Source organism: Paraburkholderia phenoliruptrix (genome assembly GCF_019511605.1).
Classification (GTDB): Bacteria; Pseudomonadota; Gammaproteobacteria; order Burkholderiales; family Burkholderiaceae; genus Paraburkholderia; species Paraburkholderia phenoliruptrix_A.
On the sequence record NZ_JAEUAV010000002.1, the window covers coordinates 15,491 to 39,988 of the forward strand.

Annotated in this window: 21 protein-coding genes; 8 read left to right on the top strand and 13 right to left on the bottom strand. The window is 63.9% G+C overall.

Annotated features, from left to right (window positions below; genetic code table 11):
- Positions 1-29: 29 nt before the first annotated feature.
- From JNB89_RS03555 to JNB89_RS03580, 6 genes are read right to left on the bottom strand one after another with little or no spacing between them, the layout of a single operon-like run.
- On the bottom strand, positions 30-1,169 hold the full coding sequence (locus JNB89_RS03555; RefSeq protein WP_220361289.1) for an NAD(P)/FAD-dependent oxidoreductase: 1,140 nt from the start codon (positions 1,167-1,169) through the stop codon (positions 30-32).
- Complete coding sequence (locus JNB89_RS03560) at positions 1,162-2,595, bottom strand: NAD(P)/FAD-dependent oxidoreductase (protein ID WP_220361290.1); 1,434 nt, start codon at positions 2,593-2,595, stop codon at positions 1,162-1,164. The genes JNB89_RS03555 and JNB89_RS03560 overlap by 8 nt, the downstream gene beginning before the upstream one ends.
- Complete coding sequence (locus JNB89_RS03565; protein WP_220361291.1) at positions 2,592-2,972, bottom strand: (2Fe-2S)-binding protein; 381 nt, start codon at positions 2,970-2,972, stop codon at positions 2,592-2,594. The genes JNB89_RS03560 and JNB89_RS03565 overlap by 4 nt, the downstream gene beginning before the upstream one ends.
- Positions 2,973-2,995: 23 nt before the next feature.
- Positions 2,996-3,790, bottom strand: coding sequence for an ABC transporter permease (locus JNB89_RS03570; protein WP_013342651.1), 795 nt, complete (start codon positions 3,788-3,790; stop codon positions 2,996-2,998).
- 27 nt (positions 3,791-3,817) lie between these two features.
- Positions 3,818-4,732 (bottom strand): ABC transporter permease, encoded by a 915-nt coding sequence (locus tag JNB89_RS03575; protein WP_220361292.1) that lies wholly within the window; start codon positions 4,730-4,732, stop codon positions 3,818-3,820.
- Positions 4,725-5,816 carry an ABC transporter ATP-binding protein gene (locus JNB89_RS03580; RefSeq protein WP_220361293.1) on the bottom strand — a complete coding sequence of 364 codons (1,092 nt, stop codon included), beginning with the start codon at positions 5,814-5,816 and terminating at the stop codon, positions 4,725-4,727. The genes JNB89_RS03575 and JNB89_RS03580 overlap by 8 nt, the downstream gene beginning before the upstream one ends.
- A gap of 276 nt (positions 5,817-6,092) precedes the next feature.
- Between JNB89_RS03580 and JNB89_RS03585 the strand changes: the two genes are divergently transcribed.
- Positions 6,093-6,983 (top strand): IclR family transcriptional regulator, encoded by an 891-nt coding sequence (locus JNB89_RS03585; RefSeq protein ID WP_220361294.1) that lies wholly within the window; start codon positions 6,093-6,095, stop codon positions 6,981-6,983.
- 111 nt (positions 6,984-7,094) lie between these two features.
- Here the strand turns inward: JNB89_RS03585 and JNB89_RS03590 are convergent, their stop codons facing one another.
- The 7 genes from JNB89_RS03590 to JNB89_RS03620 all read right to left on the bottom strand — a co-directional run bounded on the left by JNB89_RS03590 (position 7,095) and on the right by JNB89_RS03620 (position 15,131).
- The gene (locus tag JNB89_RS03590; protein ID WP_220361295.1) at positions 7,095-8,681 is read right to left on the bottom strand and encodes an OprD family outer membrane porin; all 1,587 of its coding nucleotides are present in this window, start codon (positions 8,679-8,681) and stop codon (positions 7,095-7,097) included.
- Between the two features lie 159 nt (positions 8,682-8,840).
- Complete coding sequence (locus JNB89_RS03595; protein ID WP_220361296.1) at positions 8,841-9,881, bottom strand: ABC transporter ATP-binding protein; 1,041 nt, start codon at positions 9,879-9,881, stop codon at positions 8,841-8,843.
- Positions 9,878-10,888 (bottom strand): ABC transporter ATP-binding protein, encoded by a 1,011-nt coding sequence (locus tag JNB89_RS03600; RefSeq protein ID WP_220361297.1) that lies wholly within the window; start codon positions 10,886-10,888, stop codon positions 9,878-9,880. Before JNB89_RS03600 ends, JNB89_RS03595 begins: the two co-directional genes overlap by 4 nt.
- A 1-nt stretch (position 10,889) precedes the next feature.
- A complete protein-coding gene (locus JNB89_RS03605; protein ID WP_220361298.1) occupies positions 10,890-11,804 on the bottom strand; it encodes an ABC transporter permease in 915 nt (304 codons plus the stop codon).
- A 2-nt stretch (positions 11,805-11,806) separates the two neighbouring features.
- Positions 11,807-12,745 (bottom strand): ABC transporter permease subunit, encoded by a 939-nt coding sequence (locus tag JNB89_RS03610; RefSeq protein WP_013342659.1) that lies wholly within the window; start codon positions 12,743-12,745, stop codon positions 11,807-11,809.
- A 15-nt stretch (positions 12,746-12,760) separates the two neighbouring features.
- Complete coding sequence (locus JNB89_RS03615) at positions 12,761-14,389, bottom strand: peptide ABC transporter substrate-binding protein (protein WP_220361299.1); 1,629 nt, start codon at positions 14,387-14,389, stop codon at positions 12,761-12,763.
- Between the two features lie 169 nt (positions 14,390-14,558).
- Positions 14,559-15,131, bottom strand: a complete 573-nt coding sequence (locus JNB89_RS03620; RefSeq protein ID WP_013342661.1) for a cupin domain-containing protein — start codon at positions 15,129-15,131, stop codon at positions 14,559-14,561.
- A 390-nt stretch (positions 15,132-15,521) separates the two neighbouring features.
- On the opposite strand from JNB89_RS03620, the gene JNB89_RS03625 reads away from it, so the two are divergent.
- The 7 genes from JNB89_RS03625 (at position 15,522) to JNB89_RS03655 (ending at position 24,488) form a co-directional block, all read left to right on the top strand.
- A complete protein-coding gene (locus tag JNB89_RS03625) occupies positions 15,522-17,090 on the top strand; it encodes a peptide MFS transporter (RefSeq protein WP_220361635.1) in 1,569 nt (522 codons plus the stop codon).
- A gap of 278 nt (positions 17,091-17,368) precedes the next feature.
- Positions 17,369-18,844 carry a PLP-dependent aminotransferase family protein gene (locus tag JNB89_RS03630; RefSeq protein WP_220361300.1) on the top strand — a complete coding sequence of 492 codons (1,476 nt, stop codon included), beginning with the start codon at positions 17,369-17,371 and terminating at the stop codon, positions 18,842-18,844.
- A gap of 314 nt (positions 18,845-19,158) precedes the next feature.
- Entirely contained in the window at positions 19,159-19,611 is a 453-nt protein-coding gene (locus JNB89_RS03635; protein ID WP_013342665.1) for an HU family DNA-binding protein, read from the top strand.
- A 428-nt stretch (positions 19,612-20,039) separates the two neighbouring features.
- Positions 20,040-21,449, top strand: a complete 1,410-nt coding sequence (locus tag JNB89_RS03640; RefSeq protein ID WP_013342666.1) for a circularly permuted type 2 ATP-grasp protein — start codon at positions 20,040-20,042, stop codon at positions 21,447-21,449.
- Between the two features lie 139 nt (positions 21,450-21,588).
- A complete protein-coding gene (locus tag JNB89_RS03645; RefSeq protein ID WP_135891265.1) occupies positions 21,589-22,539 on the top strand; it encodes an alpha-E domain-containing protein in 951 nt (316 codons plus the stop codon).
- A 10-nt stretch (positions 22,540-22,549) separates the two neighbouring features.
- Positions 22,550-23,350 (top strand): transglutaminase family protein, encoded by an 801-nt coding sequence (locus JNB89_RS03650; RefSeq protein WP_220361301.1) that lies wholly within the window; start codon positions 22,550-22,552, stop codon positions 23,348-23,350.
- A 265-nt stretch (positions 23,351-23,615) separates the two neighbouring features.
- Positions 23,616-24,488, top strand: a complete 873-nt coding sequence (locus tag JNB89_RS03655) for a proteasome-type protease (protein WP_013342669.1) — start codon at positions 23,616-23,618, stop codon at positions 24,486-24,488.
- Positions 24,489-24,498: the final 10 nt, after the last annotated feature.

A 24,498-nucleotide genomic window follows, 5' to 3' on the forward strand; every position in this document is an offset into this window, starting at 1 on the left:
TGATCTCCTGCTTTGATGAATGTGGGTTTTCAGGCGTGGTTCAAAGCGATAGACGAAGCAGCAAGCTGCCCGAAGCGGCCAATCGAAAAAGCGTCGAGAGGCGTGGCCGTGGCGCCGTCGATAACGAGATCGGCGAGCACTTCGCCGACGCCGGGCGCGAGCAGAAAGCCCCCGCCCGAAAAACCGAATGCATGCAAAAGACGCGGCACCGCGCGGCTCGAACCGATAATCGGGTTGTTGTCGGGCGTCTCGCCCTCCACGCCGCTCCACGTGCGGATCAGCAATGCCTCGCGCAACTGGGGCAGCAACGCGCAGGCGTCGCGCATCACGGCGCGCGTGGTTTCCGTCGACGGCCGGCCATATTCGCCGTCGCCACTGCCGCGTCCGCCGCCAATGACACAATTGCCGCGCGCCACTTGCCGCGCGTAGATGCCGCCGCCGTACACGCCGAGGTTGTGCGTGATGAATAGCGGCAGCGGTTCGGTGACCCACATGTTCGGGTAGATCGGCTTCATCGGCGCGCGCTCGCCGAAGTAGCCCGCTACGGTGTTGGCCCATGCGCCGGCGCAATTGATGAGCCAGTCCGCGCTAACGTGCGTGTCGCCCGCGCGCATGTGAAAGCGTCTGCCGTCGTGACGAATGTCGGCCAGTTCGGTCTGCTCGCGCACGTCCGCGCCCGCTGCACGCGCGGCGCGCGCGAATGCCGGCGACACCAGCCGCGGATTCGCGTGACCGTCGCTCGCGCACAACGAGCCTCCGATAGCCGCCTTACCGAGCCACGGATAGCGCCGGCGAAACGATTCGCCGCTCAGCAATTGCGCATGCAGTCCGTAATCGCGCGCCATCTCGGCCCATTGCTCGAGCGCGGCGAGGTCGCTTTCGCTGCGCGCAAGACGCAAATGTCCGGACACGGTGAATTCGCCGTCTATGCCGATCAACTCCGGCAAGCGGCTCCAGATGCGCCGCGCGCGCATGGCGAGCGGCATCTGTTCGACCGGGCGGCCCTGGCAGCGCACGCCGCCGTAATTCACGCCGCTTGCCTGCGCGCCGCAAAAACGCCGCTCGAACAGGCCGACGCGCAAGCCGCGCTTCGCGAGCGCGAGCGCCGCCGACGAACCGACGAGCCCGCCGCCTGCAATCGCCACGTCGTAGTGCACGGCGTCACTCATCGCGCGCCTCCTCGGGAACTTCAGCAACGTCGTCCGCATACAGCGCAGGCGAGAGCGGAATCGGCTTGATGGGCGGCTGGCTGCGCAAGCGGCCTACCGCTTCGAGAGGACGGCCGGTTTCGTGCGCAAGGAGTTGCAACGCCGCTTCGCCGCACATGCGGCCCTGGCAGCGTCCCATGCCGACGCGGGTGAACGCCTTCAGGCGGTTGATCTCGTTGGCCTCGCCGTCGCGGATGCAGCGCCGCAGCGTGCCCGCGTCGATTTCTTCGCAGCGGCACACGGTCATGTCGTCGGGCCATTGCGCGTCGCAGTGTGCGGGCGGCGCGAACGCTGTTTCGATGCCCGCGCGAAACACGGCGATACGTTGTAGTTCGCGTTCGAGCGAGGCCGCTGCGGGCATGCCCGGCCCGCGCGGATTGCGGATGCCGAGGTCGTCGAGCAAGGCGAGGGCGGCGCGTCGTCCGGCGAGTTCGGCGGCGTCCGCGCCGGCGATGCAGGCGCCGTCGCCGGCCACATAGATGCCGCGCACGGAACTGCGTCCGCCCGAATCGAGCTCGGGCAGCCAGCAGCGGTTCAGCGCGTCGAAGCGGAAACGGCAGCCCGCCAGATCGGCAAGCTGCGTTTCAGGCTTCAGCCCAAAACCAACTCCGACCGCATCGCATCTGATTGTTTCGGATGTCGAACTACCAACGGATGCGCGCCACTCGATGCTCTCCACGTTTTGCTCGCCCTGAATGGCGACCAGCGTCACGCCGCGCTCGATGCGTATGCCATGCGCCTTGAGCCAGCCGACGTAATAGAGCCCTTTTGCGAACGTCGACGGAATGCGCGCGAGCTTGGGTGCGGCGACGACCTGCCGGAAGAAAGGGCTCGTGTCGAGCACAGCGGCCACCCGTGCACCGGCTTTCGCATACTGATAGGCGACCAGGTACAGCAGCGGCCCTGTGCCCGCGAGCACGACCTGCCGGCCGATTGCACAGCCCTGTGCTTTCAACGCGACCTGCGCGGCGCCGAGCGTAAAGACGCCCGGCAAAGTCCAGCCGGGCAGCGGCAGCACGCGGTCGGTCGCGCCGCTCGCAATGATCAGATGCGAGAAGGGCACGCTGATTTCGCGTCCCGCCGCCAGCGTGTCGAGCCGCCCGGCTTCGCAGGCCCACGCGAGCGTGTCGGGGCGATAGTCGATGTGCGTCAGCAGCGCTGCCATCGTCGTATGCAATGCGTCGGCCTTTTGCGCCTCGAAACCGTACAGTACTCTTTTGGAGCGCTCGAAGCCGCCGTTGGCCGGTGGTTGCCGATAGATCTGCCCACCCCAGCGCGCGTTTTCATCGATCACGACTGGGCGCACGCCTGCCGCCACCAGAGTTTGCGCAGCGCGCACGCCGGCCGGGCCCGCGCCGACAATCACTACCTGCCGTGCGTCGCTCATTGCGCGTCTCCGCTCGCGGCGAGTTCCGCGCTCGCGGCTTGAGGCGGCGCGACACGGCTGCGCGTGAGCACGTGCATGCCCTCGGTGACGAGCGTCGAACAGGCTCGCACGCGCTTGCCGTCTTCGGTGCGCATCCAGCAGTCCTGGCACGCGCCGATAAGACAGAAGCCGGCGCGCGGCGCGCCGCTGAATTCGCTGTCGCGCACGCGGCGTTGATGCATCAATACGGCGGTCAGCAAGGTATCGCCTTGCAACGCGCAGACTTCATGGCCGTCGATAAAAAAGCGCAGCGGGTCGCGCCGCGTTTCGGCAACGCGCACGAACTGCGCCTCGCACGCGGACTGTGGAGCTTGGGACGACGGCAAATTGGACGGCATGAGAGCGTGGACAGTAGAAGGCATTAGTGCTGGCCGATCAGAATGCGGTTCAGGCCGTACACGCGGTCGAGCAGCAGCATCGCCCCCGCGGTAATGAAGATCACCAGCGCGGAAACGGAGGCCATCATCGGGTCGATGGATTCGGTTGCGTACATGTACATGCGTACCGGCAAGGTGACCGTTTGCGGCGAGGTCACGAAGATCGACATCGTCAGTTCGTCGAAGCTGTTGATGAACGCGAGCAGCCAGCCGCCGGTAATGCCAGGCAGGATCATCGGCAGCGTGATGCGGCGAAAGGTGGTCCACGGATCTGCGCCGAGCGAATGCGCCGCATGCTCGACGCTGCGATCCAGCCCGCTGACCGAAGCCAGCACGAGCCGCATGACGAACGGCGTGATGATGATCATGTGCGCGACGATCAGCCACGTGAACGAACCGGTTGCGCCGATCAGCGCAAAAAAGCGCAGCAACGCAATGCCGAGCACGAGGCCGGGAATGACGAGCGGCGAAAGCAGCAGACCGTTCAGGAAAGCGCGGCCCGGGAAGCGTGCGCGGCCAATGGCGAGCGCGGCGGGCAGCGCGACGAGCAGCGAGAGCGTGGCGGAGGCGAACGCAAGCTTCAAACTGTTGACGAATGCCGCAATGAAGTCGGGGTAATTGAGGATCGCCCGAAACCAGCGCAGCGATACGCCGTGTGTCGGTAGCGTGAGTGTTTCGTCGGGCGTGAACGCAACCAGTACGACGATCACGAGCGGCGCGAGCACGAACGCAATGACGAGCGTGTGGAAGAGCAGCGCAATGGGACCGTTCTTTCTCATGATGTTTTTCGCGCTTGAGCCGTTGTATCAACCCAGGCTTCTGGTGTACCTGCGCTCCAGAACCCGGTAGTAGGTGAGCATCACGATCAGGTTCGCGACCAGCAACAGCAGCGCGATGGTTGCACCGAGCGGCCAGTTCAGCGAACCGAGGAATTCGTCGTACACAGCGGTGGCGGCAACTTTCAGGCGGCGTCCGCCGAGCAGACCCGGAATCGCGAATGCGCTCGCCGACAGGCCGAACACCATCAGGCTGCCGGACAGAATGCCCGGCGTGAGTTGCGGCAATACGATGCGGCGCAGCGTCGTGGCGGGCGAAGCCATTAACGAAAGCGCTGCGTTTTCCGTTTGCGGATCGAGCTTCTGCAACGCGGTCCACACGGGAATCACCATGAACGGCAGCATCACGTGCACCAGTGCGATGACAATCGCGAAGGTGGTGTACTCGAGCTTGTACGGCCCGAGGCCGAACAGCGCGAATGCCTGATTCACAAGCCCGTTACTGTTGAGCAGCATGCTCCAGCCGAACGCGCGCACCACCACGGAAACGAGGAGCGGCGCGAGAATCACCAGCAGAAACATCGAGCGATACGGGTCGCGCATGCGCGAGAGCACATAAGCCTCGGGCGTGCCGATCACCACGCACAGCAGCGTAACGAGAAACGCAATGCCGAACGTGCGCAAAAAGATGGTGTGGAAATACGCTGAGCCGAGTACTTCCGCATAGTTGCCGAACTGGAACGCGGCAAGCGGACCGCTCGCCGGATCGAAGCGATAGAAACTCAGCACTAGTGTCATCAGAAGCGGGACGAGCACGAGTGCGACGAACAGCAGAAACGCAGGCAGGCACATCAGCCAGAGCGGCACGAACGCGCGCCACGGCGCGCGCCGTGCGCTCCCTGTTTCGGTCTTGCCGTTTTCGGTTGCGGGCAGCGTGCTATCCATGATGCGCGTCCCGTTGAATGAAGCGGATTGCTTCGCTGTTCCAGTCCACGCCGACCGCCGCGCCTTCGGGCAGCGGCTCGTTGCCTTCGTTCTGGCAACAGACGAGCACTTCGCCAAGCCGGCTGTCGAGCCGATAAAGCCACTGGCTGCCCAGGAAAAAGCGGCTCGTCACCGTGGCGGGCACGCGTCCCGCGTCGGGCGCGCACAGGCGCAGCTTTTCCGGGCGGATGCACAGCGTCACCGCGTCGCCTACGCCGAGCATGCGCTCGCGTGTGGGCAGTTGCGCGGTGCGGCCGGTCTCGCACAGATCGTGTCCAAGATCGACGCGGATCGCGTCGCCGTCGCGCGCTATCACCTTGCCAGGCAGCATGTTCGCCTTGCCGATGAACTGCGAAACGAAGCGATTCTCCGGCCGCTCGTACGCTTCGTAGGGTGTATCGATCTGCGTGATGCGGCCGGCCTCCATCACGACCACGCGGTCGCTGATGGAGAGCGCTTCTGACTGATCGTGCGTGACCATGATGGTGGTCGTGCCGATCTTGCGTTGAATGCCGCGCAGTTCGAACTGCATGTCCTCGCGCAGCTTCGCGTCGAGATTGGACATGGGTTCGTCGAGCAACAGCACGGGCGGTGCGATCACGATGGCACGCGCAATCGCAACGCGCTGCCGCTGACCGCCCGACAGTTCGCGCGGAAACCGATGCGCCAGCTGATCGAGCCGCACGAGCGACAGCGCTTCGCGCACGCGCTCCTTACGCTCGGCTTTGTCGACGTTGCGCATTTCGAGCCCGAAGCCGACGTTGTCGGCCACGCTCATATGTGGGAACAGTGCGTAGCTCTGGAACACCACGCCGAGACCGCGCCGGTTCGGCTTCATATGCGTGATGTCGCGGCCGTCCAGCGTGATGCGTCCGCGAGTCGTTTCGAGGAAGCCGGCGATCATCTGCAACGTGGTTGTCTTGCCGCAACCCGACGGCCCGAGCAGCGAGACGAACTCGCCCTTTTCCACCGACAGGTTGAGGTCCGCCACGGCCTGAAGCTCGCCGAACGATTTGGCTACGTCTGTGAGTGTGAGGAACGACATGGTGTGGCCTCTGGATACCTCGATGGAGCCGACTCTAGCCAGCCAAATTATGAAGCGTCAATGAAGAATTCCGTTTGCCGGTATAACTTTGCGAAAAATTCCGATCAACGGAATGCATGTGCGTGATGCGGCCGCAGGCGTTCCGTTGCACGGGCTCCGGAAAACCCCTATGTTTTTGGCTACAGTGCAACTGCAAAGGAAACTCGGGCATCATTCGAGGTCCGGACGGTGTTCCTGCCGACGTTCCGATCAGTGAAATAAATGCGAGTTAAAACGATGAATGCTGCCGCCAAACGAGATACCGACAGCCATAGCGCTGAAGCCGGCGCAGCGCCCGGCACCGGCATGCTGGAGCGCGCCTTTGCCGTGATACGCGCGCTCTCCGAGGCGCAGCCCGAAGGAAGCCGCGTCACGCGGCTCGCCAAAGCAGTGGGACTGACGCAGGGCACGGTGCACCGCATCCTGCATGCGTTGATTGCCGAGGGCATTGTCGAACAGGACGAGAGCTCCAAACTCTACCGGCTCAGCGTGGATTTCTTTGCGCTCGCCGCGCAAGCGGGCAACCCGAGCGGCATGCGCACGCTGTGCCGTCCCGCGTTGCTGAGGCTGTGCGCGAGTCTGGGCGATACGATCTTTCTGCTCGTGAAAAGCAGTTTCGACGCAGTGTGCCTCGACATCTGCGAAGGACCGTTTCCGATTCGCTCGTTCACCGGCGACATTGGCGGACGCGTCGCGCTGGGCGTCGGACAGGGCAGTCTTGCGATTCTCGCGTTTCTGCCCGAGGCGGAGCGCGAGGAGATCATTCGCTTTAACGTGCCGCGTATTCGCGGCTATGGCGTGCTGGACGAAGTGTATTTGCGCACGGAGATAGAACGCGTGCGGCAGTTGGGCTACGCGGGCCGCAATAGCGGCGTGCTCGACGGCATGGCGGGCGTGGCCGTGCCCATTCTCGACCGCACCGGGGTAGCGGTGGCCGCGTTGAGCGTGGGCACGCTGGCCGCGCGCTTGAGCGACGACCGCCTGCCGATGGTGGTGGAGTTGCTGCGCCGTCAGGCAGAGGCAATCGGCCCGCGAACCAATCCGTTCGACGTGGCGTTGCGCCGGCCCATGCATGGCCTCTCGCGCGCAATGACGAGCGTGCGGATTGCGGGCGCGGAACAGGAGTAGAGCAGGGCTGCGCCGGCCGCGCGGTAGAGCAGGGCCGCCGCGGCCGCGCGGCGGGCGTCACGCGCGAAGCTGCGCAACGTGACGCCTTTTCGCCTTGCGAACGACGAGCGCTTAGAACACCTTCACCGGCACATTCACGACCAGACGGTACTCCATGTTGTTGCCGTCCGAATAGTAAGCGCTGCCGTTGTGCCACATCGCGATGAATGTGATTTTCGTGTCCTTGAAGCGGCCGCTTTGCAGCGTATAGCTCGGAATGAAGCCGAACTCGTGATGATGACCGTGCACCGGCTGACCGTTCTTCCAGTACAGATCATGCAGCGCTGCACCCGGCGCGGCATTTTCCGCCGCTGCCGCCGAGGCATCGGCACCCCAGCCATACGCGCCCCACAGCATTGCCTTGAGTCCCGGCACGCCCGCGTATTTTCCGTCGAACGTATAGCGCAATTGCAGTGATTGCTCATGCGGTGCGTTGTAGTCGACGTCCATCGAGTTGGTCAGATAGATGCCGTTGGTCTCGTTCACATAGTCGAAGAACTGGTCGCCGAGCACCTGCTGATAGCCGAGCAGCAACCCATGCGGCCCGTGTTGCGCGGACACAGACACGCTATATGCGTTGCTGTTGATATGCCCCTGTCGCGATGCGCCGGTGTCGTGCGTCGAGTAGATGTTGGCAAGGCCGCTCCACTTGATGGTGGTCGGATCGCCGAACGACTGCGAAACCGAACCGTAGTACTGACGCCAGACGTCGTCGGCCTGGTCGACATAGAGCGACATTTCGCCGTTCTTCGCATAGTGCCAGGTGCCGCCCAGATAGGTCAGCCGGTCGATGCGCGTGCCGCCGTACGAGGTGGTCAGGTTGCTCAGATTGGTGTGGCCGCGTGCGTCGACCTTGGTGAAGCTGCCGGCCTCGAGCGTGGTGTGAGCCAGATCGTTGCTGACGAGCGAGACGCCGAGAAAGGTGGGCGGCAGCGCGCGGTTGTCGTGCGGTTCGAGAAAAGGATTCGTCACGTCCTGCAAGCCGTATTTGACGACCGTCTCCGATATGCGTCCCTTGATGTCGTACATGCCGGGGTACGCCCATGCGAGTTGCTGTGAGCCCCCGCCGCTTTTGCCCACGTGCACCATGTTGCCCGCGCCATTGCCGCCGTCGAGCTTGAGCGCAGCGAATAGCGACGCGTCCACGCCGAAGCCGACCAGCCCTTGCGTGAAGCCGGATTCGTAGTTGACCTGCGCGCCTTGCACCCACGCATGGCGATAGATGGTGTTCGGCGCCTGAAAGTAGTCCGCGTAGTTGCGGAATTGCAGATTCAGATGACTATCGGCGATGAAGCCCTTGCTCGCTGCCTGGCTCGACGGCGGCGTGGGCGGGGTGACGACTTGCGATGCCTCGGCGTTGACGATGGCATTCGTGGTATCCGGCTGATCGTTGCGGATCTGGGCGCCCTTCTCCGCACGGCGCTTGTTCGCGGGCGGTGCCTGCGTCAACTGTGGCTGCGCTGCTTGCGGGGACGACAACGTTTGCGCGGCGGGCGCGGCGTTGCCAGCGTCGGCTGCGGGCTGCGTGAGCGCGTCGTCGGCATAGGCATTTGCGGCGGCGGCCAGTGCGGGGAGGGTGAAGGCGCAGTAAATCGCGACAGTGACTCCGGACTGCTTTGACCGGATTTTTGAGCGGATTTTTGTTGAGTTATTTTTCATGATGGGATGTCTCGACTTTTGTAATTGAACTTTGGCCGGCGGTTAGCCAGTCCACGGTGATCGCTCGTCATGCGGATTGCAGGGCGAGCGAATCCAACGGCGCGGCGAGACCGCCGTGCCGGGGAATGAGGTTGCTGTCCTGGGGTGAGGCGGCTGGCTTTAGCCGTCGCCGACGCGAATGCACGCCACGCGCGTCGCGCTGGCACCGTGCGTGACGGGCTGCGGAATCTGCGCCGCGCACGCGTCTATCGCGTCGGGACAGCGCGTGCGAAATGCGCAGCCGGAAGGCGGATTCAGCGGTGACGCAATCTCGCCGCGCAACAGCAGGTGGCGCCGCGCGCGCTCGACCGCCGGGTCGGGCACCGGCACGGCGGAGAGCAACGCGCGCGTGTAGGGATGACGCGGCGTGCCGTACACATCGCGCTTGTCGCCGAATTCCATTACACGCCCGAGATACATGACGAGCACGCGGTGGCTAATGGCCTTTACCACCGCGAGATCGTGCGCGACGAACAGCAGCGAGAGCGACAACTCGCGTTGCAGATCGCGCAGCAGATTGACGATCTGCGCCTGGATGGAAACGTCGAGCGCGGACACGGGTTCGTCGCAGATCACCAGTTGCGGCTCGCCAATCAACGCGCGCGCAATGCCGACCCGCTGACACTGGCCACCCGAAAACTCGTGCGGATAGCGGCGCAGGTGCTGCGCGTTCAGGCCCACGCGTTCGAGCATTGTCAGCACGCGGCGTTGTACGTCCGCGCGCGCGAGGTTCCTGCCCTGTGCAACGAGCGGCTCGGCGACGATCTGTTCGATCGTCATGCGCGGATCGAGCGACGCGAGCGGGTCCTGGAAAATCATCTGCACGTCGCGGCGCAGGAGCGTGGTATCGCGTTGCGGCACCGTGGCGCTGCGACGCGCGGGCGTCAGCACCGTTTCGTTGCCGAGCCAGCGCACGCTGCCGCTTGCCACCGGTGCAAGGCCGATGATCGCGCGGGCAAGCGTGGACTTGCCGCAGCCCGATTCGCCGACGAGACCCACGGTCTCGCCGCGCCGCACGCTGAACGACACGCCGTCCACCGCGCGCAGCGTGGCCTTGCCCGACCACGGATAGCCGCCGCGCGGCACGCCGAACTGCACCTTGAGTTGCTCGACCGAGAGCAGCGTGCCGGCTTCTTCGCCTGCAAGGGGAGTCGCGTTCATACGTGTTGTGCCTCCAGGATTTCGCCCACCGGACGGTGGCAGGCGCGTCGCGCTTGCGGGTCGTTGGCGACGGCAACGAGCGCCGGACGCGCCTCGCGGCATGTGTCGAGGCAATACGAGCAGCGCGGCGCGAATGCGCAGCCTGAAGCCACTTCGCCGGGCAGCGGCGGATTGCCGGGGATGGTTTGCAACGGGCGATCGTCGTCGCTGTCTTCGCTGTCGTCATTCAGGCGCGGCAATGCGCTGAGCAGACCGAGCGTGTACGGATGCGTCGGCGCGGCAAATAGTGTGGAGGCGCTCGCCTGTTCGACGGTCTGGCCGGCGTACATCACCATCACGTCGTCGCACAGGCCCGCGACCACGCCCATGTCGTGCGTGATCAGGATGATCGCGGTGCCGCGCTCGCGGTTCAGTTCGCGCAGCAACTCGATGATTTGCGCCTGCACCGTTACGTCGAGCGCGGTGGTGGGCTCGTCGGCAATCAGAATTTCGGGCTCGGAAAGCAGCGCCATCGCGATCATCACGCGCTGCCGCATGCCGCCGGAAAACTCGTGCGGATACATGCCGATGCGCCGCGCGGCATCGGGAATGCGTACGGATTCCAGTGCTTCGATGGCGCGGCGGCGTGCCTCGCGGCGCGACATCTTGCGATGCAGTTGCAACGTCTCCGTCATCTGCCGCTCGATGGTCAGGAACGGATTGAGCGAGGTCATCGGGTCCTGAAAGATCATGCCGATGCGGTCGCCGCGGATTCTGTTCAGCGCGGCCTCGTTCATGGCGAGCAGGTTCTCGCCGCGATAGAGCGCTTCGCCGGACACTTTGCCGTTGCCTGCAAGCAGGCCTAGCAGAGCCATCACCGTCTGGCTCTTGCCCGAGCCCGATTCGCCGACAATGCCGAGCGTGCGGCCCGCTTCGAGCGAAAACGACACGCGCTGCACCGCGTCGACGGGCGCGCCTTCACGGCGCGTAAAGCGCACGCTGAGATCTTTGACTTCGAGGAGCGGCATGTCAGCGGTCCTTTGGATCGAATGCGTCGCGCAGACCGTCGCCGACGAAATTCACGCAGTAGAGCGTTACGCACAGCATTACCGCCGGGCACAGCAAAAGCCAGGGCATGGACTCGAGCTTCTGCGCGCCGTCCTGGATCAGCACGCCCCAGCTTGTCATGGGTTCCTGCACGCCGAGGCCGAGGAACGACAGCACCGACTCGGTGAGCACGATGTTCGGCACCGTCACGCTCGCATACACGACCACCACGCCGAACAGGTTCGGCACGATATGCCGCGCGATGATCCAGCGCGAATTCACGCCGATGGCGCGCGCCGCATCGATGAATTCGCGCGTGCGCAGCGACAGCGTCTGGCCGCGCACCACGCGCGCCATGTCGAGCCACGAAAACGCGCTGATAGTGAGCACGACGAGATAGAACGCGCGGCCGAACATCGTCATCATCAGAATGGCGATCAGCATGTAGGGGATGGCGTACATCATGTCGACGATGCGCATCATCACAGCGTCGACGCGCCCGCCCAGGTAACCGGCGGTCGCGCCATACGCGACGCCGATCAGCCCCGACACCAGCGTGCCGAGCAAGCCGACTTCGAGCGACACGCGCCCGCCTTGCAGCGTGCGCGCGAGCAGGTCGCGGCCGAGCTCGTCGGTGCCGAACCAGTGCATGTTTTGCAGGGTCGGCGGCAGACTCGTTGCGGACCAATCGCTGTCTATCGGACCATTGGGCAGCAGCCACGGACCGGCGACACATGCCACGACGATCAGCAGCAGTACGATGGAGCCGGCCAACGCCGCGCGGTTGCGCGCGAAGCGCGCGGCGGCGCTGGCGAGCGGACCGCGCGAGCGCGGCGCGCTGGCCACGGCGGCAAGCGGGTCGCGCGCCGCGGCAGTCGATTCAAGAGAGCGGGCCATGATCAGTACCGGATGCGCGGGTCGAGCCACGCATACACGAGGTCGACCAGCAGATTGAAAAGCACCGCGACGGCGGTTGTCAGCACGACGAGGCCGAGCACGAGCGTGTAGTCGCGATTGATCGCGCCGTTCACCACCAGTTGCCCGAGGCCCGGCAACGCGAATACCGACTCGGTCACCACCGCGGCGGTAATCGACGAAATGCAGATCGAACCGAGTAGCGACACGACGGGCATCAACGCAGGCTTGAGCGCGTGCCGCAGCACGATCGTGCGACCTGGCAGCCCCTTCGCGCGGGCTGTGCGGATGAAGTTGCCGGACAGCACTTCGATCATGCTGCCGCGCATGACACGCGCAATGGCCGCGACGTTGATGAACGTGAGCAGCACGATAGGCAGCACGCGGTAACGCCATTCGCCTTCGCCCCAGCCACCGGCGGGCAGCCAGCCGGTGCCTTCCGAACGCTTTAGCAGAATCGCAAAGACCCACACGAGCACGGGCCCGAGCACGAACGGCGGCACCACGTTGCCGATATTGCCCAGCACCATGACCGCGTGATCGACAAAACGGTCGCGGCGTACGGCCGCGAGCGTGCCGAGCGTGACGCCGATCACCACGGCAATCGGCACGGATACGCCGCCGACACCCAGGCTGACCGGCAACGCTTTCCAGACGAGGTCGTTGACCGACCAGTCGGCGTAGCGAAACGACGGCCCGAGATCGCCGCGCAGCAGCGAACCCAGGTAGTGGACGTACTGCAGCCACAACGGTTCGTCGAGGTGATACTTCGCGTTGAGGTTCGCGAGCACGGCCGCCGACAGTTGCTTCTCAGTGTCGAACGGCCCGCCCGGCGTGAGATGCAGCAGCAGGTAGCAGGCGGTGATCACGGCGAGGATCGTCGGAACCGCCCACAGCGTGCGGCGCAGCGTATAGGCCAGCATGTCGATGCTCCGCGCTTAGTGCTTGATCAGATACATATCCTGCGTGGCCCGCTGGTCCACGTAGTTGGTCGACGTGTAGCCGCCCACGTAGGGCTTGACGAGCCGCACCGCGGAGTACTGGAAGAGCGGCACCATCGGGTAGTCGTTCATCGCCATGTCGTGTGCCTTCGTGAGCAGTTCGGCGCGCTTCGCGTCGTCGAGCTGCTGGTTGGCTTCTTCGACGATCTTGTCCACTTGCGGATTGCAGTAGCGCTGATCGTTCTGCACGCTGTTGCAGCGGATCAGGTCGAAATACGACATGGCGTCGTTATAGTCGACGAACCAGCCGTCGCGCGATGCTTGCACCTTGCCGTCGTGACGCTGCTTGAGCAGCACCTTGTACTCGACGTTCTCGAGCTTCGTGTTCACGCCCAGCTTGGTGCGCCATTCGGACGTTGCAAAAAGCGCCACCTTCTTGTGCAGATCGTTCGTGTTGTAGGTGAGGGTGAACGAGAGCGGCTTCGCCTCGGAATAACCGGCGCTTTTCAGCAGGTTGCGCGCATAGTCGACGCGCTTGGCCATCGGCCAGCTTGCCCAGTCGGGCTTGAAAACCGCTGCACCCTGCGTGCCTTTGGAGATGAGGCCGTACATGGGCAGTTCGCCGTCGGCGGTCAGGCGCTGCGTGAGCAGGTCGCGGTCGAGCACCATGGAAAGCGCCTGGCGCACGCGCTTGTCCTTGAAGAGCGGATCTTCGTTGTTCAGGCTGTAGTAGTAGGTGGCGATCTGCAAGCCGGTTTTCAGCTCGCTGCCGAACTGCTTGCTCACCTGCGCGTAAATGCCCGACGGAATCGAATACGTGTAGTCGAACTGTCCGGCCTGATACATGCGCATTGCGGTTTCGTCGTTTTCAATCGGCAGGTAGGTCACTTTCGTGATCACCACCTTGCCTGCGTTCCAGTATGTCTTGCTCTTCGTGCCGACAAGCCGGTTGCCCGGCTGCCAGTCGGCCAGCACGTAAGGACCATTGCCGACGAAGTTGCCCGGCCGCGTCCAGTCGCCGCCGAACTTCGTGATCACGTCTCGGTTGACCGGCGCCATGGTCGGCATGGCGGCCAGTTGCGGGAAGAAGGCGGCGGGCACCTCGGTGGTCACTTCGAGCGTGTAGGGATCCGTGGCTCGAACGCCCAGGCTCGTGAGCGGCGCTTTGCCCACGAGAATCGCCTTCGCGTTCTTCACGAATTCGACCAGCACGGTGTACTTCGAGCCCGTCTTTGGATCGAGCACGCGCTGCCACGCGTACACGAAATCGTTTGCGGTGACGGGCTGCCCATTGCTCCAGCGCGCGTCGTGACGCAGCTTGAAGACCCAGGTGTCGGGGCCGGTGCGCGTCCATGACTGCGCGACGCCCGGCACCACGGCGCCGGCCGCGTCGATGCGGGTGAGGCCTTCGAACATGTCGAGCGCGATGGTGTTGCCGGTCCACGATTCGACATGTGCCGGGTCGAGCGATTCGGTTTCGCCCGGCACCTGGCGGGTGATTTCCTGGCTCGCGGCAAGCGTCACGCCGGCCGGCACGGTCACGGCGAACGCAGAACCAGCAAGCGACGAGGTAAGGGTGAGGACGAGCGCGCTCAGCGCCGTCGCGTACGCAAACGGGGTTTTCATCGGTTCAGATCGCAGGAAAGGTCGAGAGAAGAATGCGCGGCGCTGATGCGCCCGGCTATCTGCTTATTGCGGGCTTGGGCGGCCCTTGTTGTTTGTCAGACATGCAGGAATCCTTACATTTCGTAATGCAGGCTGTCCTGCCGGATGAACCGGAAAGGAGCCCGCTTGCTTAAAACAGTCTCGGTGTGCCCACCCAGACGACCACCGACTCCACGCGAGCGGTGTTCAGCCAGCTGTGCGGCACCGTGGATTCGTAATGCGCGCTGTCTCCTGCACGCAGTACGAACGTCTTGCCTTCCAGCGTCAACGACACTTCGCCGTCGATCACATACATAAACTCTTCGCCGGCATGCGTCGTGACTTCCGAGCGCTTTTGCCCCGGCGGCATCTTCACGAGGATCGCCTCGAGCTGGCGGCCGCCTGCCACGTTCGTCAAGCGCGCGAAGAGGTTGGCCGAGTCCGCGAAGCCGAAAAACTTCAGCTGATCGCCGCGACTCACCGAGCGCTCTTCGCTAGGGGTGTCGACGAAATACTGCACCGTGACCCCGAGCGCGTGAGCGATGCCCGCCAGCGACGTGATGGACGGCGAGGCCAGGCCTCGTTCCACCTGCGACAGAAACGGCTTGGAAATTCCCGCCGCGGTTGCCGTCTCGTCCAGCGTGCGCTTTAGACGTTGCCGCAGCGCGCGGATCTTGCTGCCTACTTCGAGTGCCGTATTGCTCTTATGAATTGTCGTGACCATAGCAGGAGGAAATTAGCCCGTCAAAATTTGTTTGATATAAGTAAATATGGTTTGATGACGCCTTGCCGGAGGCTGCGGGCCTGTGCCCCCGGCTTCAAACTGACTGCATTTTTCAAGACAGGTCGCTATGTTGCCAGAAGCTACAGGCCGCTCCGCCAATTCGGCGGGCGGCGCGGACACGCCGCGCCTTCATTCGGACAAGGGCGTGCATACATTGAGCGGCGTCCGAATCATGCGCGCTGAATATCGCGGCGGTATATGCACGACGTGCAAGACGATGCTGCACAGCGGTGGCGCTCGCTTGTGGAGACGCGGCCGTTCTCGCAATCCGATGGTTCGCGGCGCGCGGCAGTCCCACCGTCGCCCGATAGTTTGAACAAGAGGTTAATGATGGATTCACCGCAACGCTCCCGCGCGCAGGTCTCGCAGACCCGCTCGTTCTCAACCGTGTTCCTGATCGAAATGTGGGAACGCTTCGGCTACTACGGCATGGCGGCGCTGCTCGTGCTGTTCATGATCGACAAGCTGCATTTCGCGGACAGCCGCGCCACGCTCACGTGGGGCGCATTTACAGCGCTCGTGTATGCGTCGCCGTCGATCGGCGGCTGGATCGGCGACAAGATTCTCGGCACGCGCCGCACCATGATCTTCGGCGCGATCGTGCTGGCCGCCGGCTATCTGATGCTCGCGCTGCCCGACGACCGGCTCTCGTTCATGTGTGCGTCGCTCGGCGTGATCGTCGTCGGCAATGGTCTGTTCAAGGCGAACGCGGCCAATCTCGTGCGGCGCATCTACGAGGGCGACGACGCGCGCATCGACAGCGCGTTCACGATCTACTACATGGCCGTCAATCTCGGCTCGACAGCGTCCATGCTGGCGACCCCGTGGATCAAGGACCATTGGGGCTGGCACACGGCCTTCGCCGTGTGCTGCGCGGGGATGCTGCTGGCGGTGGCGAACTACTTCGTGATGTTTCGCACGCTCGCGCATATCGGCTCGGCGCCGGACGCCGAGCCTGTGCGCTGGAAGCGGGTCGGTGCGGTTGCCCTCGGCGGCATCGCGCTTGGCGCGGCCACCATGTTCGTGCTGCAACACAAGGCGCTTGCCGTGGCTTGCGTGTATGCGGCGGGCGTCGCGATTCTGGCGATTTTCGGCTACATGCTGCTCAGGTGCGAACGCTCCGAGCGCGCGGGTATGGTCGCTGCGCTGATCCTTACGGCTCAGGTGATCCTGTTCTTCGTTTTCTATGTGCAGATGTCGACCTCGCTCACGCTGTTCGCGCTGCGCAATGTCGATCCGCGCTTCACGCTGTTCGGCGAGACGCTCTTTACCTGGAGCGCGGCGCAGTTCCAGGCGCTCAACCCGATCTGGATCATGATCCTCAGCCCGCTGCTCGCGCTGCTCTATACGCGGCTCGCGAGGAGCGGCAAGGACATGCCGGTCGCGGTCAAATACGCATTCGGTTTTGCGGTCGTGGCGGCGGGCTTCTTCGTCTACGCGGCAAGCGGCCGCTATGCGGTGAACGGGCGCGTGTCGTCGTGGTTCATGGTCGGCGGCTATGGCTTGTACTCGCTTGGCGAACTACTGGTGAGCGGCCTCGGCCTCGCGATGATCGCTCGCTATGTGCCCGTGCGCATGAGCGGCTTCATGATGGGCGCTTACTTCGTGGCGACCGGCGTGTCGCAGTATCTGGGCAGCGTGGTCGCCAATTTCGCGCAGATGCCGGCGGGCGACATGGACCCGCTCGAATCGTTGCCGCTTTATACGAAGCTGTTTACCGGCCTGGGCTGGCTCGCCGCCGTTGGCGCGGTGGTGGCCGTGCTGCTGTTGCCGCTCATGCGTAGGCTCTCGCGCGAGCATCAGCGATGCAATGCTGACGCAAACGACGCCGTGAAGGGGGCCGCAAACGAGGCCGCAAACGAGGCAACCGTGCAACGCCAGGCGGTGGCGCAGCAGTAGGCGGTTGCGCGCGGCACTGGGCGACGCATCGAGCCGGCACTGGCAGCTGGTGCTGGCAACCAGCACTTGCAACCTGCGCTGGGAACTCGCACTTGCAATTGGCGCTGGTAACTGGCACTGGTAACTGGCACTGGTAACTGGCACTGGTAACCGGCATTTGCAACTGGCACTTGCAATTGGCGCTTGCAACCAGCGCTGGGAACTCGCACTTGCAACTGGCACTTGCAACTGGCCACGCGGAAGTATCATGGCGTGGTCATAACCGGTAGCCAGTCAGAATGGAAATTCACATCGCCGTCGAAGGCCATCACGATCTGTCCGGGCAGATTTATCGGCAACTGCGAGCCGGCATTCTCGAAGGGCGCCTCACCGGCGGCACACGTCTGCCGTCCACGCGCGATCTCGCGACGCAACTGGGCGTGTCGCGCAAAACCACGCTCGACGTTTTCGAGCGGCTCATTTCCGAGGGCTATCTCACCGCGCGGGCGGGTTCGGGCACATTCGTCGCCGACGGTCTCGAGCGCCTGCCCGCCGAACGCTCGCCTCATGCGCATGCGGCGCAGTCGTCGCGCGAACGTGCGAAAGCAAGGAAAGACGCGGCGCGCGCCCAGCCGCTCTGGGAACAGATGTCCGACGGCTTACCGTTGCCGCGGCCTTCGGTCGCGTCGGTTCAGGACTTCGTCGGCGGGGCGACGGACAAGACCCTGTTCCCCTTCGACGCCTGGCGCCGCTGCGTCAATCACGCGCTGCGTGCGCAGGCGCGCGGCACCGGCACTTATCGCGACGCAGCGGGCGAGCAGGAACTGCGGCTCGCGATCTCGCGCTACCTGGCGTTCAATCGCGCGGTGGCCAGCAACTGGGAAGAGGTGATCGTCACGCAAGGCGCGCAGCACGCGCTCGATCTGCTCGCACGCATCACGCTCGGTCCCGGCGAAGTCGCGGCTATCGAAGATCCCGGTTATCCGCCCGCGCATGCATGCCTGAGCGCAACCGGCGCGCGGGTCGCGCATGTGCCGGTGGACCGCGAGGGTTTGATCGTCGGCAAGCTGCCGGACAACGCGCGGCTCGTTTATGTCACGCCGTCGCATCAGTTTCCGCTCGGCATGCCGATGAGCCTGGAGCGTCGCGTCGAACTGCTGGAGTGGGCGCAAAAACGCGGCGCCGTGATCATAGAAGACGACTACGACTGCGAGTACCGTTTCGAAGGCCGGCCGATGGAGCCGCTGAAAAGCCTCGATCGCGCCGGTCTGGTCGCGTACGTGGGCACGTTTTCGAAAACCATTTTCCCCGAGCTCCGGGTGGGCTACGTTGTGCCGCCCGCCTCGCTGTTCAAGCCGCTTGTCAAGGCACGACAGATAGCGGACTGGCATGGCTGCACGCTTACGCAAACCGCGCTTGCCTCGTTCATGCTGAACGGCGACTTCGCGAAGCATCTTAGGCGCATGCACAAGACGTACGCGGCGCGGCGTGCGACGCTGCTCGCGCATCTGCAAGGCGCGCTTGCGCCGTGGTTCGAGCCGATTGTGCCGACGGCCGGCATTCACCTGGCGGCGCGCCTGAAGGCGCCGCTGACCGAGCAGGCGGTGACGGCGGCCGCGCGCGAGGCGTCAATTGGTCTGTACGGGCTTGCGCCGTTCTATCAGCGCGCGAAACCGCAGGCCGGTCTGATCTTCGGCTACGGCAACATAGCCGAACAACACATCGACGCTGCGATGAAGAAGCTCGCGGACATCCTGCCACGCGTCGCTTCCTAGAGCCGCAAAAGCGTTAAAAATGTATCGGCAATGTCGGCGCGCGCACTGACCCGCACTCAGAATATGCCGCTACACAGGGATTGAAACCGCTTGTAACGCACTTTACGCGCTGCTAGTGCAACGTCCATACAAGCACTTTAGCCCCTGAAACAAGGCTCAAAACGCGTTTGGGAGTCTGCGCCGCGCAACAAACCTGCGCTGTTGTACAAAAAGAGTCGCGCAAATCGCATCAGCGCTTGTAGAATCCGGCCTTGAAGCGTGCACATACGGTGTGCGCTTCGTGCAATTCATTGACCACAACAGGTAGGAGAAACATGCCGACTTCCGCAAAAAAGGTGGCCAAGAAGGCTGCTGCCCCGGTACCGACCAAGAAGGTTGCTGCAAAGAAAGTCCCTGCGAAGAAAGCTCCCGCAGCTAAGAAGGTCGCCGTGAAGGCGTCCAGCGCACCGTCGCCGATCAAGGACACCTTCACGAAGGCCTCGCTGGCTGCACACGTTGCTGAACGCGCTGCGGTCGAGCCGAAGGCTGCCAAGGCTGTCCTGGCTGCGCTCGAAGACACGATCCTCGGCGCTGTGCACAAGAAGGGCGCTGGCGAATTCACGCTGTCGGGTCTTCTGAAGATCGTCGTGCAAGCCGTGCCGGCCAAGAAGCGGCGCTTCGGCAAAGACCCGTTCACGGGCGAAGAGCGCTGGTTCCCGGCCAAGCCGGCTAGCGTGCGCATCAAGGCGCGCGCGCTGAAGAAGCTGAAGGACGCTGCAGCAGGCTAAGCGCTTCATGCATCGCTCGAAGCAGTTGCGCTTCGAGCCTCGCACTGCAAGACGCCTGAATCCCCGCGGATGCAAATCCGCGGGGATTTTTTTCGTCCGGCTTTCGTCCGCCTCTTGCGTGGCTCTTGCGTGGCTCTTGCGTGCCTCTTGCCTGCTTCTCGCCCGGCTGTTGCGCGCCTGACCGCGACATTCGATGCGCGACGTTCGACGCGGTGCATCGCTCATGCCGCGCATGCACTGTACTAGCGCATCGTGTGCCCTGGCAGTACGATGGCGAAGAAGCGCCACGCTGCCCGATGCGCGCTTCATGTGCATGTCTGCCGGTTTCGCGCGCTAATGCTCAATGGCATAGCGCTTGCTTGAACGAAGTTGAACACCGAATGCGCAGCGCATTCGCCTTCTATCCGACAACAAGAGCGGGGCGTGACATGCGATGCTATGACGAGATGCGTCATCATGACGACGCCGTGCGGCCTCATTACGCGCGCTTTGAGCGTTGGCTCTCGAAGCAGGGTAATGAAGCGATCGCACGCAAGCGTGCGGAGGCAGACCTGCTGTTTCGCCGGGTCGGCATCACGTTTGCCGTGAACGGCGACCTGTCCGGCACGGAGCGGCTGATTCCCTTCGATCTGATTCCCCGCATCATTCCGCGCGGCGAATGGCAGACGCTCGAAGCCGGTTTGCGACAGCGGGTGCAGGCGCTCAATCTGTTTATCCACGACGTGTATCACGATCGCAAGATCGTGCGCGCCGGCATCGTGCCCGCCGAGCAGGTCTATACCAACGCGCAATATCGGCCGGAAATGCAGGGTGTCAATGTGCCGCTTGGTGTTTACGCGCATATTGCAGGCGTCGACGTGGTACGCGCAGGCGACGACGGCGACTTCTACGTGCTCGAAGACAACCTGCGGGTGCCCTCGGGCGTGTCCTATATGCTCGAAAACCGCAAGATGATGATGCGGCTTTTCCCTGAGCTCTTCGTGCAAAACCGCATTGCGCCGGTCGCACATTACCCCGACCTGCTGCTCGATACGCTGCGCTCGGTGGCGCCTGAAGGCGTCGACGATCCAGTGGTAGTCGTGCTGACGCCGGGCATGTACAACTCCGCGTATTTCGAGCACACGTTCCTCGCGCAGCAGATGGGCGTGGAGCTGGTCGAAGGCAAAGACCTGTTCGTCGACGACAACTATGTGTTCATGCGTACCACACAGGGGCCGAAGCGGGTGGACGTGATTTATCGCCGCGTCGACGACGATTTTCTCGACCCGCTCGCGTTTCGCAACGATTCGGCACTCGGCGTGCCGGGGCTGCTGACCGCGTATCGCGCGGGACGTGTGGCGCTTGCCAACGCAATGGGCACCGGCATTGCCGACGACAAATCGATCTATCCGTATGTGCCCGACATGATCGAGTTCTACCTGGGCGAGAAGCCGATCCTGAACAACGTGCCCACGTTCCAGTGCCGCAAACCGGACGATCTTGCGTACACGCTCGCGCATCTGCCGGAACTCGTCGTCAAGGAAGTGCATGGCGCGGGCGGCTACGGCATGCTCGTCGGGCCCGCTTCGACGAAGGCCGAAATCGAAGCCTTTCGCGAGCGTCTGATCGCGCGGCCGGCGGGCTATATCGCTCAACCGACGCTGGCGCTCTCCGCCTGCCCGACGTTCGTCGAATCCGGCATCGCGCCGCGCCATATCGACCTGCGTCCGTTCGTGCTGTCGGGCAAGGCCGTCACGATGGTTGCGGGTGGACTGACGCGCGTCGCGCTGCAGGAAGGCTCGCTCGTCGTCAATTCGTCGCAGGGAGGCGGGACCAAAGATACGTGGATGGTCGACTGACGCGGTTCGAGCGCGGCCGCCGTTAGCCGCTCCCGCAACCCAGCGCGCCGGGGCCGGCATGAGAGCCGCCGGCGCATACGGATAACCAGCGCGAGCCTTTTTCTCTACAGCCTCGCGTCATCAGACACGGAACGTCGTCATGCTAAGCCGCACCGCCGATCACCTTTTCTGGATGGCCCGCTACATGGAGCGCGCGGAGAACACCGCCCGCATGCTCGACATCAACCTGAAGGCGCTGTTGCTGCCGCAGACGCCAGAGCAGGAGGCGCGCGCGCAGCGTTCGGTGCTGCGCATCTCCGAACTGGAGTCCGCCTTCGCACAGCGCTATGACGAGCCGACCCGCGAACACGTGCTCGATTTCATGGTGGCAGACGCGGCCAATCCGTCGAGCATTCACTCGTGCCTGCACGCGGCGCGCGAAAACGCGCGTGCAGTGCGCGGCACGTTGACGACCGAATGGTGGGAGACCATCAACGATACGTGGCTCGAGTTCAACGAGCGCATTTCGTCCGGCCAGGCGGCGGCCAATCCTGGCGCGCTGTTCGAATGGGTGAAGTTCCGTTCGCACCTTTCGCGCGGTGTGACGATCGGCACCGCGTTGCAGGACGACGCGTTTTTCTTCACGCAGCTCGGCACATTTCTGGAGCGCGCCGACAATACGGCGCGCATTCTCGACGTGCGCTTTGCCGACGTGGAGCCGAATTCGCGCGACGCCGCGCGTCAACTGGAGGACTTCTATTACTGGACGTCGATTCTGAGTTCGGTGTCGGCGCTCGAAATCTACCGCAAGGTGTATCGCGATGTCGTCACGCCGGCGCGCGTCGTCGAATTGATGATTCTGAACCAGCAGATGCCGCGCTCGCTGCTGGCTTCGCTCGAAGGCGTCTGCGCGAATCTGGCGATGCTGCGCACTTCGGGCTCGAACCAGTGCGAACGGTTCGCCGGCAAACTGCGCGCGGAGCTTCTGTATGCCGACATCCGGCAGATTTTCGAAGCCGGTCTGCACGCGTATCTGACGCAATTCCTTGCTCGCGTGTTCGAGCTTGGCAATCTCGTCGCGCGTACCTATCTCATGCTGCCAGTCGCCTGACGGAGTTCCTATGTACCTGACGATCCGCCACGAGACGTCCTATCGTTACGAAGCGACTGTCCATTACTCGATCCAGCAATTGCGGCTCACGCCGGCAAGCGGCGCTTCGCAGGTCGTGCGGCGCTGGAGCATCGACGCGCCGGGCAAGCTCGACGCCGCCTTCGACGCGTATGGCAACGCGCTGCACACGCTCGTCATCAACAAGCCGCACCGCGAAATCCGCCTGCATGTAGCCGGTGAAGTCGACACGATTGCGCTGAAAGACGGCCTCCTGCCCGACGACGCCGGTCCGATTCCACTCGAGCACTTCACTTGCGCGACGCGTCTGACCGAAGCGGACGCTGCAATTCGCGAACTCGCCGCATCGGTGCCCGAGCTTGCCAGCGCCTCGAGTCTGATCGCGCTGTCCGAGCGGATCGTCGAAAAGGTCAGGTACAACCCCGGCATTACCGAAGTGACCAGTACCGCGACGCAGGCGCTCGCGCTCGGCAATGGCGTGTGCCAGGACCATGCGCACCTGATGCTCGCCTGTTGCCGGACGCGGGGCGTGCCGGCGCGCTACGTGAGCGGCTACATCGAACCGGGGGACGTGCCGCATGCGGCGAGCCACGCGTGGGTGGACGTCTGGCTCGACGGCACGGGCTGGGTTTCGGTCGACGTCACGCATGCCGCTTTCGCCAGCGAGATTTACTGCAGGCTCGCCGTCGCGCGCGATTACGAGGCCGCGGCGCCGGTGCGCGGGCGGCGGATCGGTGGCATGGAAGAGCAGTTGGACGTGTCGGTGACCGTCAGCGCGCAGATGGGGCAGTAGCTCGCGAGTAGGGGCGCGGTGGGGCGCGAAGTCCTCCGCATATCCCATAACAAGGCGCGACAGGTCACGCAGAGGCTGCACCGCTGGCGACAGGCTGGCAGCAACCTGCTGGCAGTAACCCGCTGCGGTCTTGCCGCGGCCTCGCTGCGGCCGCAGGCAAAGCGCTATCAAGAACCGTCCCGCAGCGGCCGTAATACGGTAAAGAGGCGTATCCGCGCCGCATTACAATAGCGCCGTTCAGTTGTTTTTTGCGGGACCCTTCCCTATGACCTACTGCGTAGCGATGACCGTCGACGAAGGTCTCGTGTTTCTTTCGGACACGCGTACCAATGCGGGCGTCGATCACATTAGCACCGCACGCAAGATGTCGGTGTTCGAGCAGCCGGGCGAGCGCATGCTGGTGCTCCTCGGCGCGGGCAACCTGTCGCTCACGCAAGCCGTGCTGCACGAGCTGTCCGAGCCGGGCGATGCGTCGCAGCCCACGCTGTGGAACGCACCTACCATGGCCGACGCCGCCCGCGTGATAGGCCGCGCGGTGCGCTCGGTCCATCAGCGCGAGGCGGCGGCGCTGCAGGAATTCGGCGTCGACTTCAATTGCAGCTTCATTCTTGGCGGGCAGATCGCGGGCAACCGGCCGCGTCTTTTCATGATTTATGCAGCGGGCAACTTCATCGAGGCGTCGGCGGTCAACCCGTACTTCCAGATTGGCGAGGCCAAGTACGGCAAGCCGATTATCGACCGGGTGCTCACGCCCTCCACGCCGCTCGACGAAGCCGCAAAGTGCGCGCTGATCTCAATGGATTCGACGCTGCGCTCGAATCTCTCGGTCGGGCTGCCTCTGGATCTGCTGGTCTACGAGAAGGACGCGTTGCGCGTCACGCGTTTCGTTTCGATCGATCACGATAACGCCTACTTCGAGATGATTCATCGCACGTGGGGCGAGCGGCTGCGCCAGGTGTTCGGCGAGATTCCCGATCCGGACTGGCAGGAGTCGCCTCGTGTGCCGACGCTGCACGGCGAGCGGGCGCTCGTGCTGTATCGCGCGCCGGTGGGCGCTGACGGCGTCGAGCATGAATTCGATGTGAAGCCGGCGCAGACACTCGCCGAGGCTGAAAAAGGCAAGGCGCAGCGGCGCTAGGATCGAGTTC

Bases quoted from the DNA above. Each gene is read 5' to 3' on its own strand.
- JNB89_RS03555 (WP_220361289.1), bottom strand. From the start codon at position 1,169: ATGAGTGACGCCGTGCACTACGACGTGGCGATTGCAGGCGGCGGGCTC.
- JNB89_RS03560 (WP_220361290.1), bottom strand. From the start codon at position 2,595: ATGAGCGACGCACGGCAGGTAGTGATTGTCGGCGCGGGCCCGGCCGGC.
- JNB89_RS03565 (WP_220361291.1), bottom strand. From the start codon at position 2,972: ATGCCGTCCAATTTGCCGTCGTCCCAAGCTCCACAGTCCGCGTGCGAG.
- JNB89_RS03570 (WP_013342651.1), bottom strand. From the start codon at position 3,790: ATGAGAAAGAACGGTCCCATTGCGCTGCTCTTCCACACGCTCGTCATT.
- JNB89_RS03575 (WP_220361292.1), bottom strand. From the start codon at position 4,732: ATGGATAGCACGCTGCCCGCAACCGAAAACGGCAAGACCGAAACAGGG.
- JNB89_RS03580 (WP_220361293.1), bottom strand. From the start codon at position 5,816: ATGTCGTTCCTCACACTCACAGACGTAGCCAAATCGTTCGGCGAGCTT.
- JNB89_RS03585 (WP_220361294.1), top strand. From the start codon at position 6,093: ATGAATGCTGCCGCCAAACGAGATACCGACAGCCATAGCGCTGAAGCC.
- JNB89_RS03590 (WP_220361295.1), bottom strand. From the start codon at position 8,681: ATGAAAAATAACTCAACAAAAATCCGCTCAAAAATCCGGTCAAAGCAG.
- JNB89_RS03595 (WP_220361296.1), bottom strand. From the start codon at position 9,881: ATGAACGCGACTCCCCTTGCAGGCGAAGAAGCCGGCACGCTGCTCTCG.
- JNB89_RS03600 (WP_220361297.1), bottom strand. From the start codon at position 10,888: ATGCCGCTCCTCGAAGTCAAAGATCTCAGCGTGCGCTTTACGCGCCGT.
- JNB89_RS03605 (WP_220361298.1), bottom strand. From the start codon at position 11,804: ATGGCCCGCTCTCTTGAATCGACTGCCGCGGCGCGCGACCCGCTTGCC.
- JNB89_RS03610 (WP_013342659.1), bottom strand. From the start codon at position 12,745: ATGCTGGCCTATACGCTGCGCCGCACGCTGTGGGCGGTTCCGACGATC.
- JNB89_RS03615 (WP_220361299.1), bottom strand. From the start codon at position 14,389: ATGAAAACCCCGTTTGCGTACGCGACGGCGCTGAGCGCGCTCGTCCTC.
- JNB89_RS03620 (WP_013342661.1), bottom strand. From the start codon at position 15,131: ATGGTCACGACAATTCATAAGAGCAATACGGCACTCGAAGTAGGCAGC.
- JNB89_RS03625 (WP_220361635.1), top strand. From the start codon at position 15,522: ATGGATTCACCGCAACGCTCCCGCGCGCAGGTCTCGCAGACCCGCTCG.
- JNB89_RS03630 (WP_220361300.1), top strand. From the start codon at position 17,369: ATGGAAATTCACATCGCCGTCGAAGGCCATCACGATCTGTCCGGGCAG.
- JNB89_RS03635 (WP_013342665.1), top strand. From the start codon at position 19,159: ATGCCGACTTCCGCAAAAAAGGTGGCCAAGAAGGCTGCTGCCCCGGTA.
- JNB89_RS03640 (WP_013342666.1), top strand. From the start codon at position 20,040: ATGCGATGCTATGACGAGATGCGTCATCATGACGACGCCGTGCGGCCT.
- JNB89_RS03645 (WP_135891265.1), top strand. From the start codon at position 21,589: ATGCTAAGCCGCACCGCCGATCACCTTTTCTGGATGGCCCGCTACATG.
- JNB89_RS03650 (WP_220361301.1), top strand. From the start codon at position 22,550: ATGTACCTGACGATCCGCCACGAGACGTCCTATCGTTACGAAGCGACT.
- JNB89_RS03655 (WP_013342669.1), top strand. From the start codon at position 23,616: ATGACCTACTGCGTAGCGATGACCGTCGACGAAGGTCTCGTGTTTCTT.